This window comes from Streptomyces spinosisporus, assembly GCF_022698145.1.
Classification (GTDB): domain Bacteria; phylum Actinomycetota; class Actinomycetes; order Streptomycetales; family Streptomycetaceae; genus Streptomyces; species Streptomyces spinosisporus.
This window is the reverse complement of sequence record NZ_JALDAX010000002.1, coordinates 1-16,381: the sequence shown is the minus strand read 5'-3', so window position 1 is coordinate 16,381 and position 16,381 is coordinate 1. Positions and strand designations below refer to the sequence as shown.

At 72.1% G+C, this 16,381-nt stretch carries 14 protein-coding genes and 2 tRNA genes; 12 read left to right on the top strand and 4 right to left on the bottom strand.

The features are described from left to right. The first annotated feature begins 38 nt into the window (after positions 1-38). The 4 genes from MQN93_RS05340 (at position 39) to MQN93_RS05325 (ending at position 908) form a co-directional block, all read left to right on the top strand. Positions 39-111 (top strand) — tRNA-Ala (locus MQN93_RS05340). A 211-nt stretch (positions 112-322) separates the two neighbouring features. Then, a complete protein-coding gene (locus tag MQN93_RS05335) occupies positions 323-496 on the top strand; it encodes a hypothetical protein (RefSeq protein ID WP_016435233.1) in 174 nt (57 codons plus the stop codon). A 3-nt stretch (positions 497-499) separates the two neighbouring features. Beyond that, a complete protein-coding gene (locus MQN93_RS05330; protein ID WP_003976229.1) occupies positions 500-733 on the top strand; it encodes a hypothetical protein in 234 nt (77 codons plus the stop codon). Between the two features lie 102 nt (positions 734-835). Further along, positions 836-908, top strand: a tRNA-Ala gene (locus MQN93_RS05325). A gap of 68 nt (positions 909-976) precedes the next feature. Here MQN93_RS05325 and MQN93_RS05320 read toward each other — a convergent pair. Together MQN93_RS05320 and MQN93_RS05315 are read right to left on the bottom strand one after the other, a co-directional pair. Beyond that, on the bottom strand, positions 977-2,590 hold the full coding sequence (locus MQN93_RS05320; protein ID WP_016435234.1) for an NADH-quinone oxidoreductase subunit NuoF family protein: 1,614 nt from the start codon (positions 2,588-2,590) through the stop codon (positions 977-979). Continuing rightward, positions 2,587-3,894 (bottom strand): ferric reductase-like transmembrane domain-containing protein, encoded by a 1,308-nt coding sequence (locus MQN93_RS05315; RefSeq protein WP_016435235.1) that lies wholly within the window; start codon positions 3,892-3,894, stop codon positions 2,587-2,589. The genes MQN93_RS05320 and MQN93_RS05315 overlap by 4 nt, the downstream gene beginning before the upstream one ends. Positions 3,895-4,314: 420 nt before the next feature. Here MQN93_RS05315 and leuS point away from each other — a divergent pair, with 420 nt between their 5' ends. From leuS to holA, 8 genes are all read left to right on the top strand, one after another. Continuing rightward, complete coding sequence (gene leuS, locus MQN93_RS05310; protein WP_242708535.1) at positions 4,315-7,185, top strand: leucine--tRNA ligase; 2,871 nt, start codon at positions 4,315-4,317, stop codon at positions 7,183-7,185. Positions 7,186-7,325: 140 nt separating this feature from the next. After that, a complete protein-coding gene (locus MQN93_RS05305) occupies positions 7,326-8,060 on the top strand; it encodes a hypothetical protein (RefSeq protein WP_016435237.1) in 735 nt (244 codons plus the stop codon). A 72-nt stretch (positions 8,061-8,132) separates the two neighbouring features. Beyond that, positions 8,133-8,978 carry a DegV family protein gene (locus MQN93_RS05300; RefSeq protein ID WP_242708534.1) on the top strand — a complete coding sequence of 282 codons (846 nt, stop codon included), beginning with the start codon at positions 8,133-8,135 and terminating at the stop codon, positions 8,976-8,978. A 516-nt stretch (positions 8,979-9,494) separates the two neighbouring features. Next, a complete protein-coding gene (locus MQN93_RS44355) occupies positions 9,495-10,427 on the top strand; it encodes a ComEA family DNA-binding protein (RefSeq protein ID WP_443744608.1) in 933 nt (310 codons plus the stop codon). Continuing rightward, a complete protein-coding gene (locus MQN93_RS05280) occupies positions 10,424-13,081 on the top strand; it encodes a ComEC/Rec2 family competence protein (protein ID WP_242708533.1) in 2,658 nt (885 codons plus the stop codon). Before MQN93_RS44355 ends, MQN93_RS05280 begins: the two co-directional genes overlap by 4 nt. Before the next feature lie 4 nt (positions 13,082-13,085). Then, positions 13,086-13,877 carry an arylamine N-acetyltransferase family protein gene (locus tag MQN93_RS05275; RefSeq protein ID WP_242708532.1) on the top strand — a complete coding sequence of 264 codons (792 nt, stop codon included), beginning with the start codon at positions 13,086-13,088 and terminating at the stop codon, positions 13,875-13,877. Positions 13,878-13,939: 62 nt separating this feature from the next. After that, on the top strand, positions 13,940-14,185 hold the full coding sequence (locus MQN93_RS05270; RefSeq protein WP_078516681.1) for a hypothetical protein: 246 nt from the start codon (positions 13,940-13,942) through the stop codon (positions 14,183-14,185). 156 nt (positions 14,186-14,341) lie between these two features. Continuing rightward, entirely contained in the window at positions 14,342-15,325 is a 984-nt protein-coding gene (gene holA / locus MQN93_RS05265; protein WP_242708531.1) for a DNA polymerase III subunit delta, read from the top strand. Positions 15,326-15,357: 32 nt separating this feature from the next. On the opposite strand, the gene MQN93_RS05260 is transcribed toward holA, so the two are convergent. Both MQN93_RS05260 and MQN93_RS05255 read right to left on the bottom strand, forming a co-directional pair. Beyond that, a complete protein-coding gene (locus tag MQN93_RS05260) occupies positions 15,358-15,546 on the bottom strand; it encodes an acyl-CoA carboxylase epsilon subunit (protein ID WP_242708530.1) in 189 nt (62 codons plus the stop codon). 43 nt (positions 15,547-15,589) lie between these two features. Next, the coding region (locus MQN93_RS05255; RefSeq protein ID WP_278190437.1) for an acyl-CoA carboxylase subunit beta at positions 15,590-16,381 on the bottom strand (792 nt) is incomplete at its 5' end.

Genomic DNA, 16,381 nt, shown 5'->3' with positions numbered 1-16,381 from the left:
TTCTTCTTGTTCGCCCCGCCGAGCGGGAAGAACCTGATGGGGCTATAGCTCAGTTGGTAGAGCGCCTGCATGGCATGCAGGAGGTCAGGAGTTCAATTCTCCTTAGCTCCACAACAAGATCCCGTCTCCGTCAGGAGGCGGGATTTTCTGTCTGTTCCTGTACGACCTGAGTCACTTGGGGGCGCGCAGGCGTATACCTCTGTGGAGGCGCTCTGGGCGGTGCGTGTCCGTACTGGTACTGAGGCGTCGCTGACCGTGTCGGCCCGGCCGTGGCAGAATCAAACGGCCGGAAGGGGGCGCGGCCCGACGGGAGGGAGCTGTGATGCCTGCGTGCATCCTCGAGGAGGTCGGCCACCTCCTCGAAGCGGCGTCGACACGGGACACGGTCACCCGTCTGAGCTGCCCTTCCTGCGGTTCCGTCCATGTCGCCCAAGTCCTCGGCGACAACGGCGGAATCTCCTACGTGTGCACGGCCTGCGGCCACAGCTGGAGCTGATCGATGGGTGCACACAGGCGCAAGTGCGATTGGTGCGGCAGCGGTACGCCGATCGTCCGGGACATGGAGCCGGTCAATCCCGACTACCAGTACTGGTGCGAGGAGTGCGCGCGGGCGCTGATCATAAAGGGCGACCCGATCGAGACGTACCGCGAGCTGGAGGGCGAGCCGATCTACGGGCGCCTTCTGGAGGAACACTGCACGCTCAAGAGGTTCTACTCCTTCGTCACGGCGTGACGCCCTGCCCGCTCCCGGGGCCGTGGAAACGATTTGGTGTTGCACCCGGGGGACCGTGTAATGTTGGCGTCGCCGCCGGGGAAACCTGGCGGACCGCAGCAAGGGGCTATAGCTCAGTTGGTAGAGCGCCTGCATGGCATGCAGGAGGTCAGGAGTTCAATTCTCCTTAGCTCCACAGCTGATCCCGCCGGATCATCACGATCCGGTGGGATCTTTGTCTGTGCGGGGCCAGTTGGACGCCGCTCAGCGGCCGAGCGCCCGCCGTCCGCGGCCCTGGGAGACGACCGGCAGATTGCGGGACGGCGCCTTGTCGCGCGGCGTCTCCTCCTCGATGCGCAGGGCCAGCGCCGGGCAGCGGCGCACGGCGCGCAGCGCCTTGGCCTCGGCGTAGCGCGGCACCTGCGCCTGGGCGACGGTGGGGAAGCCGTCGGCGCCGAGCTCGAAGACCTCCGGGAGGATGTCCGCGCACAGGCCGTGGCCCCGGCACAGCGTCCAGTCGACGTAGATCTTCTGCCGGCTGGCCCCGGTCTCCGCGGGCTCGCCGCCGCCCGGGATGCCCGTGGGCAGCTGACCGCCCTCGAAGAGTGGCAGGACGCCCTCCACGGGCCGTCCGCAGCCGTTGCCGAGGACATGCGCCGCGAGGTCGTCGGTGAACGCCTTGACGGTGGACTCCAGGAACATCGCGGAGCCGTCCGGGTGCGAGCAGGCGCCGCGCCGCTTCACGTTCTTGGCGACCTGCTTGAGCGCCTCCAGGGCGGCGGGCCCGCCGCCGTTCAGGATGTCCTCCATGCCGCGTGCGGCGGCCGGCAGACCGAGGTAGCAGGGACCGCACTGGCCCGCGCTCTCCTCGGCCAGCCACTGCGCCACCCGCAGCGACTCGCCCAGCGGGCAGGTCTCCTGACTGATCGGCAGGATCGCGCCCGCGCCGAGCGAACCGCCCACCGCGTCGAGGGAGTTGCGGGAGACGACCGCCTCGTTGACCGTCGCCGCGTCGATCCACTTGCCGTGGTAGCCGCCGGTCAGCACGCCCTGCGGGACCGGCGGGGCGCCGGCGAGCTGCAGGACGTAACGCAGCGGCACGCCGGTGGGGACCTCGATCACCATGGGGCGGGCGACCGCGCCGGAGACCGTGAGCATGACGGTGCCGGGCTCGTCGTAGAGGCCGGTGTTGCCGTAGCGCTCCGGGCCGATGCGGGCGGCGATGGCGAGTTGGGCGAAGGTCTCGGCGTTGGACAGCAGGGTGGGCGCGCCGCCGACACCGCTCTGCGAGGCGCTGATCTTGCGGCCGGGCGGGATGGCCGGGCCGCCGTCGATCGAGCGGATCAGGGAGGCGGCGGCGCCGGTGACCATGCGCACCGGGTTGCGCTGAACCCAGGCCTTCAGGGCCGAACGGCGGCCGTTGCTCAGGCCGCGTTCGGCGAGCGCGGCCTCCATCGAGCGCTGCGTCGACTCACGGGTGACCCCCACCACGAGCGTGCGGGCACCGAGCGCCTCCGCGACCAGCAGAGCGCCGTCCAGGATGAGATGCGGGGCACGGTTGATCAGCACCGTGTCCTTGCGGCAGGCCGGTTCGTCCTCGCTGCCGTTGACGACGACGACCGGGCGCACACCGCGCTTGATCGCCGACTCGGCCACCGAGCGCAGCTTCTTGTGGAACGGGAAGCCCGCGCCGCCGCGGCCCTTCAGGTTGATGTTCTCGGCGAGCTTCGCGAGCTGCTCGCCGCCCAGTGGTTCGAGCGGGCCGTGCACCTTCAGGTGCATGGACAGATCGAGTCGTTCGACAAGGTCGAAGCCAGACGTGAGTTGCGGAAGGCCGACCACGCGGACTTCTGGAACGTCGGGCAGGGCCTCGTTCACCTATAGCCTCCGGAAGGCGTGTTCCAAGGTTCGCCCGAACCCGGGTTGTCGTAGGACGCGCCGGGCGTTGATTCATTGGCGGGACCGCTGTTGTACGTGTCGTTCGGGTTGTACGTGCCGTAGAGGTTGTTCGTCTCACCGGTGTCGTACACATCACTGTTGCGATAGGCGGCAGTGCCCGAATTGCCATAGGCGGGGATGTTGTATCCCGTGTCCTGCATCGGGTCGTACGCCGACGGGGGCGCCTCGCCGACGGGCGGGGGCGAGGGCACCGGCCAGCTGCCGGTGCCGCCGTCGGCGCGCGGGATCGCCTCCGTCGCCTGCATGTCCAGGGGCAGGTCCATGCGGGCGGTCTGGTCGGCCCCGTAGGACGGGGTGCCGCCCTGCTGCGGGGTGACGGCGCGGTAGGCGGCCGCGAAGCCGTTCGTGGCCTCCGGGGTCATGGTGCGCGCGGCCGGGGCGTCGTAGCGGGGCATGCTGCCCGTGTCGGAGGCCTGCTGCTTGGGGGCGCGCCGGCTCTCGTAGCCGGGCAGTGCGGAGGGGGCCTCCGAGGCGCGGGCGCGGCTGGCCTCGAGGTCGTCGCGGACCGGCGCCGGCTCGTTGCCCAGGAACACGGCGAGCCGGTCGGCGACCTTCCGCTTGAACGGGCGCGGGGCCGCGCGCAGGGCGAGGGCCGCGGCGACCGCGACCACGCACAGCTCGTAGGAGACCATGAAGAACGTCTTCGCCGGGCGGCCCGCGTACAGGCCGTGCAGCAGGGCCGCGCACCAGGCCGGGTAGGCCAGCATGTGCATGGCGCGCCAGCGGGCGGCGATCGGGGCCGGGGAGGCGAACTGGTTGCGCAGGGCGCCGGTGATGCCGACGAAGATCATGAGGTACGCGGCCAGCGACCCCATGCCGATGAGGGTGGCGCTGCCCGGGTTGGCGCCGCCGGTGCCGGTGAACAGCCAGCCGAAGGGGATCAGCGCGGCGATCCAGTCGGCGTGGTCCAGGGCGAGCTTGACGCCGATGTGCACCAGGAGGAACGCGATCGAGGCGACGGCGGTCACCCGGTGGATGCCCTGCGCCACGATGCGCTGGCGGATGTTGAGGATGAGCCGGTCCTGGGCCACCAGGCCCCAGATCACCGAGCAGGTGAGGCAGACGAGCGACAGGACGCCCGCACCGAAGTTGAGGAACTGCTGCAGCCAGTCGCCGCCCAGGAGGACGACGACGGGTATGAGCAGCAGGATGACAGCCGACGCCACCCCGTAGGCCGACCGGCCCGGTTTGGGGAGCGTGCTGTTGCTACGACGAGGGTTCATGGGGGCAACTCCGAGCAGTTTCGGGAAAGCGGTCCCGCTGCCGAACTCTAGGTGGCGCCATACCGATCGGTACGAGGTTTGAGTTATTGGGTTGTTATGCAAGGGCGGTGGACTCGTTGTGATGTCCTGGTGTTGGGTGTTACGCGAAGTAACTTTTGACTTCTGTTCAGTTGTTGTCCGGATCCGACACCGGGACCAGAGACCCATACGGAAGCGCGTCGCATCGTGCTCAAGCGCTGCGGTACCCTAACCGCATGCGTGCCGTACGCCTTCTGCTTAGCGAGCCGCGCTGATCAGTCCCGACCGCCGGGCGACCCGGGTGGTCGGAATCGGCGCGGCGTCCCCTCCTGTGCGAGGGGATTTTTCATTTCCGGCAAGTCGCAGCAGTCGGCCGAGACGATCGATGGAGCTTTGAGGACCATGAGCGAGACGAACCCCGCTGCCGCCGCCGAGGCGGCAGCGCCGCACCGCTACACGGCCGCCATGGCGGCCGAGATCGAGGCACGCTGGCAGGACTTCTGGGACGCCGAGGGCACCTACGCGGCGCCGAACCCCAAGGGCGACCTGGCCGGTGACCCGGCGATCGTCGCGCGGCCCAAGAAGTTCATCATGGACATGTTCCCGTACCCCTCCGGTGCGGGCCTGCACGTCGGCCACCCGCTGGGCTACATCGCCACCGACGTCTTCGCCCGCTTCCAGCGCATGACCGGGCACAACGTCCTGCACACCCTGGGCTTCGACGCCTTCGGCCTGCCCGCCGAGCAGTACGCCGTGCAGACCGGCACGCACCCGCGCGTGTCCACCGAGTCCAACATGGAGAACATGACGTCCCAGCTGCGCCGGCTGGGCCTGGGTCACGACAGGCGCCGCTCGTTCGCCACGATCGACCCGGACTACTACAAGTGGACTCAGTGGATCTTCCTGCAGATCTTCAACTCCTGGTACGACGAGGAGGCCCGCAAGGCCCGCCCGATCTCCCAGCTGGTCGCCCAGTTCGAGTCGGGTGAGCGCGCGGTCCCCGGCGGCCGCTCCTGGGACGCGCTGAGCGCCGGCGAGCGCGCCGACATCCTGGGCGAGTACCGCCTGGCGTACGCCTCCGACGCCCCGGTCAACTGGTGCCCCGGCCTGGGCACCGTGCTGGCCAACGAGGAGGTCACCGCCGACGGACGCTCCGAGCGCGGCAACTTCCCCGTCTTCAAGGCCAAGCTGCGCCAGTGGAACATGCGCATCACCGCCTACGCCGACCGGCTGCTGGACGACCTGGACGAGCTGGACTGGCCCGAGGCGATCAAGCTGCAGCAACGCAACTGGATCGGCCGCTCCGAGGGCGCCCGCGTCGACTTCCCGATCGACGGCGAGCGCATCACGGTCTTCACCACGCGCCCCGACACCCTGTTCGGCGCGACCTACATGGTGCTGGCCCCCGAGCACCCGCTGGTCGAGAAGTTCACCCCGGCCGCCTGGCCCGAGGGCACCCACGACGTGTGGACCGGCGGCCACGCCACCCCGTCCGAGGCCGTCGCCGCCTACCGCGCGCAGGCCGCCGCCAAGTCCGACGTCGAGCGGCAGGCCGAGGCCAAGGACAAGACCGGCGTCTTCATCGGCGCCTACGCGACCAACCCGGTCAACGGCGAGCAGATCCCCGTCTTCATCGCCGACTACGTCCTGATGGGCTACGGCACCGGCGCGATCATGGCCGTCCCCGCCCACGACACGCGCGACTTCGAGTTCGCGCGCGCCTTCGAGCTGCCGATCGAGTGCGTCGTCGAGCCGACCGACGGCCGCGGCACGGACACCTCGACCTGGGACGAGGCCTTCGTGTCGTACGACGCGAAGATCGTCAACTCCAAGGGCGAGGGTGTCAGTCTGGACGGCCTGGGCGTCGTGGACGCCAAGGCGCGCATCACCGAGTGGCTGGCCCGCAAGGGCATCGGCGAGGGCACGGTCAACTTCCGCCTGCGCGACTGGCTGTTCAGCCGCCAGCGCTACTGGGGCGAGCCGTTCCCGATCGTCTACGACGAGGACGGCATCGCCCACCCGCTGCCCGAGTCGATGCTGCCGCTGGAACTGCCCGAGGTCGACGACTACAGCCCGCGCACCTTCGACCCGGACGACGCCGACACCCAGCCCGAGACGCCGCTGTCGCGCAACGAGGAGTGGGTCAACGTCACCCTGGACCTGGGCGACGGGCCGAAGAAGTACCGGCGCGAGACCAACACCATGCCCAACTGGGCCGGTTCGTGCTGGTACGAACTGCGCTACCTGGACCCGCACAACAGCGAGCGGCTGGTCGACCCGGAGGTCGAGCAGTACTGGATGGGCCCGCGCGAGGGCCAGCCGCACGGCGGCGTCGACCTGTACGTCGGCGGCGCCGAGCACGCCGTACTGCACCTGCTGTACGCGCGCTTCTGGTCCAAGGTCCTGTTCGACCTGGGACACATCGCCTCGTCCGAGCCGTTCCACAAGCTGTACAACCAGGGCATGATCCAGGCCTACGTCTACCGCGACAGCCGCGGCATCGCGGTGCCGGCCGCCGAGGTGGAGGAGCGCGACGGCGCGTACTACCACCAGGGCGAGAAGGTCTCCCGGCTGCTGGGCAAGATGGGCAAGTCCCTGAAGAACGCGGTCACTCCGGACGAGATCTGCGCCGAGTACGGCGCCGACACGCTGCGCCTGTACGAGATGGCGATGGGCCCGCTGGACGTGTCGCGGCCGTGGGACACGCGCGCGGTGGTGGGCCAGTTCCGGCTGCTGCAGCGGCTGTGGCGCAACGTCGTCGACGAGACGACCGGTGCCGTGACGGTGGTGGACGCCGAGCCCGACGAGGACACGCTGCGTGCCCTGCACAAGGCGATCGACGGGGTGCGTGGCGACCTGGAGGGCATGCGGTTCAACACCGCGATCGCCAAGGTCACCGAGCTGAACAACCACCTGACGAAGGCGGGCGGCGCGGTACCGCGCTCGGTCGCCGAGCCGCTGGTGCTGCTGGTCGCGCCGCTGGCCCCGCACATCGCCGAGGAGCTGTGGCGCAAGCTGGGCCACACCGACTCGGTCGTCCACCAGGACTTCCCGGTCGCCGACCCGCGCTACGTGGTGGACGAGACCGTGACCTGCGTCGTGCAGATCAAGGGCAAGGTCAAGGCCCGGCTGGAGGTCTCGCCGTCCATCTCCGAGGAGGAGCTGGAGAAGGTCGCGCTGGAGGACGAGAAGGTCGTCGCGGCGCTGGACGGCGCGGGCATCCGCAAGGTGATCGTGCGGGCGCCGAAGCTGGTGAACATCGTCACGGCGTAGGTGCCGGAGGGGTTGCCGGCGCCTCCGGGTAGTCCCCTACGGGCAGGTTCGGGGTTCTTCTGGAACTCCGTACCTGCCCGTCTCGTTTACCGTGGAAGAGCGGCACGGGGTGTGTCGCGAGGTGCTTGAGGAGGAGCGACGTGGAAGCAGTGATCGCAGTGTTCGCGCTGCTCTTCGTGCTCTTCCTGGGCCTCGGCGTCTACGCCACGGTGAAGGTGGTGGGCGCCGCCAAGCGCGGCGTGGACCGGACCATCTCGCAGGCCCGCCGCACGGTCGAGGACCACACCCTGCGTGCCAGGTCCCTCGCCCAGCCGGGAGCGGCGGGCGAGCTGGCCCAACTGCGCCTGAAGCTGCGCACATCGATGCGCGCCACCCAGAACGCGCTGTACGCGGGCGTGCCCGAGGACGAGTCCCTCAAGGAAGCCGTAGGCCTCTTCGAGCGCCTCAGCGTGCACGGACACGAACTGGACGGCGAGCTCAAGCGCCTGGAGGCCGAGCCGGACCGCACGACACTCGCCGAGCGGCTGCCCGGCCTGCGTGAGCGCACCGAACGCATCACGCACTCGGCGGACTCGCTGCGCTGGGCCGCCCGCGACCGGGCGCACCGCTTCGCCGACGACGACCTCGACAGCCTGAGCACCCAGATAGACGTGGAGACGGGCGCCCTGCGTCACTGGACGCGCGAGGAGCCCGCCGCCGGGCCGTCGCAGTGGCCCGACGCCCCGGCCGCCGACCACGGGACGGCGCAGCAGACCTGGCCGGAGACACCCCGTTCGGCCACGGCCGAGGAGCCGACGCGGGCCGCCATCACCCCGCCGGTACGGCGTCCGGCCCAGGCATGGCAGAAGAAGCCCCGCCCGGAGAGCACTACTTGATCCGGTCACGGGCATACGAGGTGAGAGGGGCCGGGCTGCCGCCCGGCCGCCACGACGGGTAACCTCCAGCTCATGTCCCGCCATGTCGCGATCGTCACCGATTCAACGGCCTACCTGCCGCCGCGGACGATGGAGCGCCACGGCATCACAGCGGTGCCCCTGACGGTGGTCCTCGGTGACCGGGCACTGGAAGAGGGCACCGAGATCTCGACCCGCTCACTGGCCCAGGCACTCCAGAAGCGGCGTCCCGTCACCACCTCGCGCCCGAGCCCCGAGCTCTTCGCCGAGACCTATCGCAAGGTGGCCGAGTCCGGCGCGAGCGGCATCGTCTCCCTCCATCTGTCGGCCGAGCTGTCGGGCACGTACGACGCGGCGGTCATGGCGGCGCGCGGGGCGTCGGTGCCGGTGCGGGTGGTGGACACCGGGACGGTCGCGATGGCCCTCGGGTTCTGCGCGCTCGCCGCGGCGGAGGCGGCGGAGTCGGGCGGCACGGTGGACGAGGCCGTGACCGCAGCGGAGAAGCGGGCCTCCGGCACATGCGCCTACTTCTACGTCGACACCCTCGACTATCTGCGCCGCGGCGGCCGGATCGGCGCCGCACAGGCCCTGTTGGGCTCCGCGCTCGCCGTGAAACCGCTGTTGCAGCTGGACGACGGCCGCATCGAGCTCCTGGAGAAGGTGCGCACGGCGTCCAGGGCGATCGCCCGCCTCGAGGAGATCGCGGCCGACCGCGCCGGCAGTGCGCCGGTCGACATCGCGGTCCACCATCTCGCCGCCCCCGAGCGGGCGTCGGCCCTCGCGGACCGGTTGCGGACGCGGGTGACCGGAGTGGCGGACCTGCATGTCAGCGAGGTGGGGGCGGTGATCGGGGCGCACACCGGGCCCGGGTTGCTGGGGGTCGTCGTCTCGCCGCGGTGAGCTGCCGCGCGCCTATTTCCGCCCGTCCGGGTGACGGAGTTTTCCACAACCGCCCGGTGATCCACGGGAATTGAGCAAGATCATCGCGAGGTCGGTGAGCTGCCCGATCCTCGCTGCATGGCACTTCGATCACATTCAGTACGTACAGCGACCGTCTCCAGCGGGCCGGGGCGGGGACACGCCACCGACGGCCGGGTTCGGGGACGGCGCCCACCGGGTCGTGGTGAGGGCGGAGTCGGGAGCGGGGCCGGGGCAGGGGTCCGGGGCGGAGCCCGGGTCGGGTCCCGGGGCGGAGCCCGGGTCGGGGCCCGGGTCGGGCGGAGGCGGCATGTTCCGGCCGAGGAGGTTCGCAGGCGCGCGGAGGTGTTGTTTCCGGGGCGGCGGCAGGAGTGGGGGGAGTGGCGGGAGTCGGGGGCGGGGCCTCCGGGGGATGCGGGGTCTGCGGGGCCTGCGGGGTCTTCTAGGCCTGCGGGGTCTGCGGGGCCTGCTAGGCCTGCGGGGTCTGTGGATCTTCCTGTGGGGGAGCCGGGGGACGTGGGGGAGGTGGTGCGTCCGGGGCTTCCCTTGGAGGAGCGCGGGCGTGCGGAGCTTCCTGAGGAGGAACCAGGGCGTCATGTGGAGGAGCGCGGGCGTGCCGGGACTTCTGTGGGGGAGCGTGGGGATCCAGGCCTGCGGCCGCCTCGGCCGCCTCGGCCGCCTCGGCCGGTGCCTGGCCTTCGTGCGCCCTCGGACGCCTGGAGGGCGCGGGCCGGGCTCGCTCTGCGGGAGCGGATGCCGCTGTGGCTGCAGACGAGGTGCGGGCTGGAGCGGCGGAGCGTTCTCGCGCTCTCGGTGCTGCTCGTCGTCGCCGCCGTCTTCGCCGTCCAGCACTTCTGGACCGGGCGGACGCAGTCCGTTCGGGCGCCCGAAGTGGTGCGGGCGGCGGCCCCGTTCGGGGAGCGGAAGGGGAGCGGTGCGCCCGAGCCGGAGGCTTCGGCCCGGACACCCGGAGTCTCGGGTACGGCCGGGGCGCAGATCGTCGTGGATGTCGGCGGCAAGGTCCGTGACCCCGGGATCCACCGGCTGCCCGCCGGGTCGCGTGTCGTCGACGCGCTGCGTGCGGCCGGAGGGGTGCGTCCCGGCACGAAGCTGGACGGGCTGAACAGGGCCCGGTTCCTCGTGGACGGGGAGCAGGTGATCGTCGGCGCTCCCGCGGCTCCGGCGCCGGCGGCGGCCGCCGGCGGCTCGTCAGGCGCGGCGGCGGGCGGTGCGCCCGCGGCTCCGATCGTGCTCAGCACCGCCACCGTCGACCAGCTCGACACCCTGCCCGGCGTCGGCCCCGTGCTCGCCCAGCACATCGTCGACTACCGCACGCGGCACGGCGGTTTCCGCTCGGTGGACGAGCTGCGCGAGGTCAACGGCATCGGCGACCGCCGCTTCGCCGACCTCCGCGATCTCGTACGGCCATGAGGCGCGCTCCCGCTCCCGCGGCCCGCCGCGCGGCCGTCCACGCCGCGGCCGCGGGACGACTCGGTGCGGCCCACCCGCGGCAGGAGGGGCCGACGGACCTGCGGCTCGTACCGCCCGCGCTCGCGGCCTGGGCGACGGCCGCGGCGACGCTGGACGCGACGCCGGGGTGGGTCACGGGTGTCGCGGTGCTGTGCACGGCCGCGGCGGTGGTCCTGCTGGCGGTGCGCCGACGCGGGGCGCTCGTGGGTGTGTCCGGTGGCCCGGGGCGGTGGCCGCGGGTCTCGGTCGCCGCCGTGCTGCTCTGCGTCGCAGGGGCCGCCGTCTCCGCCGGACTGCACGGGGCCGATGTGCGGCGCGGACCAGTACCCGGTCTGGCGCGGCAGTACGCCACGGTGACCGCCGAGGTCGAGATCACCTCCGATCCGCGGCTCACCCGGCCCCGGATCAGAGGGGACCGCGCCGTGCCGGCCTCCGTGCTGCTGGACGCCGAGGTACGGCGGGTGGAGAAGGCGGACGGGACGGCGGTGGTCACGCGCACTCCGGTGCTGGTCATGGTGGATGCGGGGGCGGGGGTGAAAGTCGGAGCCGGGGCGGGAGTTGGAACGGGCGGACCCGGTTCGGAGGCGGAGGCAGGGGAGGGAGGGGGAGCGGGCGTGCCCGGTTCGGAGGCAGAGGGGAAGGCGGGGGCAGGGGTCGGGCGGGCCCTTGCCGCGGGGGCACGCTCGCCCTGGCTCGACCTGTTGCCCTCCACTCGCGTGAGGATCAGGGCCGGGTCGGCGCCCGCGGTGGTCGGGGGTGACCGGATCGCCGGGGTGCTGAGGGTACGGGGGCATGGCGCGCCGGAGGTGGTGGCCGGTCCTTCGGATGTGCAGCGGTTCGCGGGGCGGTTGCGGGCCGGGCTGCGGGAGGCGACCGACGGGTTGCCGGCGGACGCGCGGGCGCTGCTGCCGGGACTGGTCGTCGGGGACACCTCGCGGATCACCCCGGAGCTGGACGAGGCCTTCAAGGAGACCGACCTCACGCATCTGCTCGCGGTGTCCGGCAGCAATCTCACCATCATCCTCGCCCTGCTCGTCGGACCGCCGGGCACGGCTCAGCTGGCGGAGCGGCGGGGGCTCGCACCGCGGCTCGGCATTCCGCTGCGGACCACCGCGCTGTTCGGCGGGGCGCTGACGCTCGGGTTCGTGGTGGTGTGCCGGCCGGATCCGAGTGTGCTGCGGGCGGCGGCCTGCGGGAGCGTGGTGCTGCTGGCCCTGGCGACCGGACGCCGCAGGTCGCTCGTCCCGGCGCTGGCGGCGGCGGTGCTGCTGCTCGTGCTCTACGACCCCTGGCTGTCGCGGAGTTATGGCTTCCTGCTCTCCGTGCTGGCCACCGGCGCCCTGCTCACGCTGGCTCCGCGCTGGAGCGAGGCGCTGCGGCGGCGCCGGGTTCCGCCGAGGCTTGCCGAGGGGCTGGCCGCGGCGGCCGCCGCGCAGGCGCTGTGCGCGCCGGTCGTGGCCGTGCTGTCGGCGCGGGTGAGTCTGGTGGCGGTGCCGTGCAATCTGCTCGCGGAGATCGCGGTGGCGCCCGCCACGGTGCTGGGATTCGCGGCGCTGGCGACGGCCCCGGTGCTGATGCCCGCGGCCAAGGCGCTGGCCTGGTGCGCGAGTTGGCCCACCTCCTGGATCGCGGACATCGCCCGTACCGGGGCCGCGCTGCCGGGCGGGGGAGTGGACTGGCCGGGCAGCTGGAGCGGGGCGGTCCTGCTCGCCCTGGTCACGGCGACCGTCCTGCTGGTCGGCCGACGTCTGCTGGGACATCCCTGGCTGTGCGCGGCCTGCGGGGCGCTGCTCGTGCTGGTCGTCGTGCAGCCGCCGCCCCTGACCAGGGTGATCACGGGGTGGCCGCCGCCGGGATGGCGGTTCGCGGTGTGCGACGTGGGGCAGGGCGACGCGACGGTGCTCGCGGCCGGGGACGGCAGCGGTGTCGTGGTGGACGCCGGGCCCGATCCGGCGCTCGTCGACCACTGTCTGCGCACGCTCGGCATCACCCGCATCCCGCTGGTCGTGCTCACCCACTTCCACGCCGACCATGTGGCCGGGCTGCCCGGTGTGCTGCGCGGGCGTTCGGTGGGGGCGATCGAGACGACGGGCTTCGAGGAGCCCGGGGACCAGGTGGCGTCGGTCCGCAGGGAGGCCGCGGCCCGGCACATCCCGCTCAGCGTGGCCACGGCGGGGGAGGAGCGGCGCACCGGTTCGCTGTCCTGGCGGGTGCTGTGGCCCCCGCCGCGCCCGGCACCGGATCCCGACGGACCGAACGACGCGAGCGTCGCCCTGCTGGTCAGGTCCGCCGGGCTCCGCCTCCTGCTGCTGGGGGATCTCGAACCCCCGGCCCAGCAGGCCCTGTTGAGGTCGCCGCAAGGGGCCCTGCTGGGCGGAGTGGACGTGCTCAAGGTGGCGCATCACGGCTCGGCGTACCAGGACCCGGAGCTGATACGCAGGGTGGCGCCGCGGCTGGCGTTGATCAGTTGCGGGGAGGACAACCCGTACGGCCATCCAGCGCCCGGCACGGTCGCGGCGTTGCGGGCCGAGGGTGCGGTGGTGCTGCGGACGGACCGGGACGGGGCGCTCGCGGTCGCGGGGGCGGGCGGGGGGTTGCGGGTGGCGACAGACTGAGGGCATGGACATCGAACAGGTCGACGCCTATCTCGGCCGTCTGGGAATCGGGCCGTCGGACCGGCCCGCCGCCCCCACCGCCGACGTGCTGCGCGAGCTGCAGCTGCGCCATCTGCGGACCGTGCCCTTCGAGAATCTGTCGGTCCACCTCGGTGAGGCGATCGTGCTGGAGGAGGACCGGCTGCTGGAGAAGGTGGTGGGGGCGCGGCGGGGCGGGTTCTGCTACGAACTCAACGGCGCGTTCGGGGCGTTGCTCGAAGCGCTCGGGTTCGGGGTCACGCGGCTCGCGGCTCGGGTGCACGGGGGCGAGGGGCGGCTCGGGATCCCGTACGACCATCTCGCGCTGCGGGTGCGGACGGCGGAGGGGAGCGAGTGGCTGGCGGACGTGGGGTTCGGGGCGCACAGTCACTATCCGCTGGCGTTCGCGGAGAGGGGGGAGCAGAAGGACCCGGCGGGGGTGTTCCGGATCGTCGAGGCCGGGCCGGACCTGGATGTCGTGTTCGACGGCAGGCCGCAGTACCGGCTGGAGGTGCGGCCGCGTGTGCTCGGCGACTTCGTGGCCGGGGCGTGGTGGCACAGCACCTCGCCCGCGTCGCACTTCGTGCGGTCGCTGGTGTGCTCGCGGGTGACGGAGGACGGGGGGAGGATCACGCTCAGCGGGCGCACCTTCAAGACGACCGGAGCCGACGGGGTGCGCGAGGAGCGGGAGTTGGGCACGGACGAGGAGGTGCTGGGGGTGTACCGGGAGCGGTTCGGGATCGAGCTCGGCTCGGTGCCGGCCGTGCGCGGGGGGTGACCTGCGCGAAGGGTGACCTGCGCCTGCGCGGTGCCTTTCGTGTCTGTCGGACAATGGCTGCCGTGAGTGATGTGAGACATGTGCTGGTGCTGCCCGATCGTGAGGCCGCCGAGGAGGTGGTCCAGGAGCTCGGGGAGCGGTTCGGGGTCGTCGAGGAGCCGCAGCTGGTGCGGGAGGCGCTGGCCGGGGAGGACGATGCCGAGGACGCGCAGTGGTTGGTTGTTCTGCGGGATGAGGCGGGGCGGTTGGATCCCGGGGAGCTGGATGCTTTTGCGGGGGAGTGGGACGGCTGGCGCGAGGAGCCGTAGGTTCGCCGGTTCGCCGGTTCGCCGTGGGTGTGGGCGTTGCGTGGCGGCTGCGGGTTGGTTGTGGCTGGTCGCGCAGTTCCCCGCGCCCCTTGGGCGCGCCCCCCGGGCGCGGTCGTGGCCGTCGGGTTGTCAGTGGGGCGTGACATGCTGGGCGCGATGGCCAGGAAGACTGTGAATGATGACCCTCTTGCCCCGGTGACGCTTGCCGTGGGGCAGGAGGACCTTCTGCTTGATCGTGCCGTGCAGGAGGTGGTGGCCGCTGCCCGGGCCGCCGATGCCGACACGGATGTGCGGGACCTCACCCCGGACCAGCTGCAGCCAGGCACGCTCGCCGAGCTGACCAGCCCCTCGCTCTTCGCCGAGCGCAAGGTCGTGGTCGTACGCAACGCGCAGGACCTCTCCGCCGACACGGTCAAGGACGTGAAGGCGTATCTCGGGGCGCCCGCCGAGGAGATCACGCTGGTGCTGCTGCACGCGGGAGGGGCCAAGGGCAAGGGGCTTCTCGACGCCGCCCGCAAGGCCGGTGCCCGGGAGGTGGCCTGTCCGAAGATGACCAAGCCGGCCGATCGGCTGGCCTTTGTGCGCGGGGAGTTCAGGGCGGCCGGGCGGTCGGCCACGTCCGAGGCCTGCCAGGCGCTCGTCGACGCCATCGGCAGCGACCTGCGGGAGCTGGCGTCCGCCGCCTCCCAGCTGGTCGCCGACGTGGAGGGGACGATCGACGAGGCCGTCGTCGGGCGGTACTACACCGGGCGGGCCGAGGCCTCCAGCTTCACCGTCGCCGACCGGGCCGTGGAAGGGCGGGCGGCCGAGGCCCTGGAGGCGCTGCGCTGGGCCCTGTCGACCGGCGTCGCGCCCGTGCTGATCACCAGTGCGCTCGCGCAGGGCGTGCGGGCGATCGGCAAGCTCTCGTCCGCGCGCGGCGGGCGCCCGGCCGATCTGGCGCGGGAGCTGGGCATGCCCCCGTGGAAGATCGACCGGGTGCGCCAGCAGATGCGCGGCTGGACACCGGACGGAGTGGCGGTCGCTCTGCGCGCGGTCGCCGACGCCGACGCCGGGGTGAAGGGCGGCGGGGACGATCCCGAGTACGCCCTGGAGAAGGCGGTCGTCACGATCGCCCGCGCCGCGCGCAGCCGGCGTTAGGCTCCTCAGCCCCTCGGGCCCGGCAACGTCGTTCACGCGGCCTCCTGCCAGCTGGTCGGGTGGGTGTAGGGCGGGCGGCGCCAGGCTGCGAGGGGGGTGACCGGGGCGGGCGTCGGTTCCGGGGTGTTCAGGGCCAGGAGGACGACGGCCAGGGCGGCGAGTTCGGACTCGGTGGGTGTGCCGCGCACCACGCGGAACAGGGGTTCGTCGGACGAGGGCATACGGTCTCCTTCGCGGTGGACTGCCGGTGCGGTGCGGTGCGGGTCACTGGGGCTGGTTGCCGTGCTTGCGGGCCGGGAGGTCCGCGTGTTTCGTGCGGAGCATCGCCAGGGCCGAGGCCAGCACCGCGCGGGTCTCGGCGGGGTCGATGACGTCGTCGACCAGGCCGCGCTCGGCCGCGTAGTACGGATGCATCAACTCCGTCCGGTACTCCTTGATCTTCTGGGCGCGGACCGCGTCCGGGTCGTCGGAGGCGGCGATCTGCCGGCGGAAGATGACGTTGGCGGCGCCTTCCGCGCCCATCACGGCGATCTCGTTGGTCGGCCAGGCGAGGGTCAGGTCGGCGCCGATGGACTGGCTGTCCATGACGATGTAGGCGCCGCCGTAGGCCTTGCGCAGGATCAGGGAGATGCGGGGCACGGTCGCGTTGCAGTAGGCGTAGAGGAGCTTCGCGCCGTGGCGGATGATGCCGCCGTGCTCCTGGTCGACGCCCGGCAGGAAGCCCGGGACGTCGACCAGGGTGACCAGCGGGATGTTGAAGGAGTCGCAGAACTGCACGAAGCGGGCCGCCTTCTCGCTCGCCCCGATGTCCAGGACGCCCGCGAGGGACTGGGGCTGGTTGGCGATCAGGCCGACGACATGGCCGTCGAGGCGGGCCAGGGCGCACAGCACATTGGTCGACCAGCGTTCGTGGATCTCCAGGTACTCGCCGTCGTCGACGATCTCCTCGATCACCCGGCGCATGTCGTAGGGCCGGTTGCCGTCCGCCGGGACCAGCTCCGTCAGGGCCTCGGTGCGCCGCGCCGCCGGATCGCTCCCCGGTGCGGCGGGAGGCGC